This is a genomic window from Streptomyces sp. UNOB3_S3 (assembly GCF_020740895.1).
Lineage (GTDB): Bacteria > Actinomycetota > Actinomycetes > Streptomycetales > Streptomycetaceae > Streptomyces.
The window spans coordinates 1-505 of sequence record NZ_JAILXP010000790.1 but is presented as its reverse complement, the minus strand read 5'-3'; the positions used below and the strand labels follow the sequence as shown (position 1 = coordinate 505).

The 505-nt window shown below is 75.0% G+C and carries 1 pseudogene; it reads left to right on the top strand.

Features of this window, described 5'->3' with window-relative positions:
- Positions 1-260 precede the first annotated feature (260 nt).
- A pseudogene (locus K6I33_RS35665) lies at positions 261-505 on the top strand (hypothetical protein); the annotation flags it as partial.

Sequence of the window (505 nt, the reverse complement as noted above, 5' to 3'; positions counted from 1 at the left end):
GGTTCCGCTTCGACTTCGACGCGGATCCGTTCGCGGAACCGTTTGTGCCGCCTCAGAGTGAGCGGGGGGTGGATGCGGGGCGGCTTGATGTGCCGTTCGCGGGAGTGCGGTTCTACGACACGTTGTTTTCCCCTGACCCTCCCCTTCCCGAAACCGGGGCTGCGCCCCGGACCCCCTCCGCCGGCAGCTCCGCGCCGGCCGCCTCGATCCCCGCGTCCAGCAGGGAGCGTTCGCCTGACGACGGCCTGAGGTCGTCGTCCATGGACGGGGCCGTCCCCGACCCCGCACGCCGTTCCGACGGCGAGGCTTCGCCCGCCGACCAGTCCGGCGCCGATCCGGCCGACCGCCCCCGCGCCGCGGCCAAGCGGAAGAAGCGCCCCGCGTCGGCCGGGCGCCGTCGTGCCGCTGCCGCGTCCGCCGAATCGGCTCGTGCCGATGCAGGGCCCGCCGACCCGGCGTCCACCGGCCGTCGCGGTGCCGATGACACCCCCACCGACCCCGCACC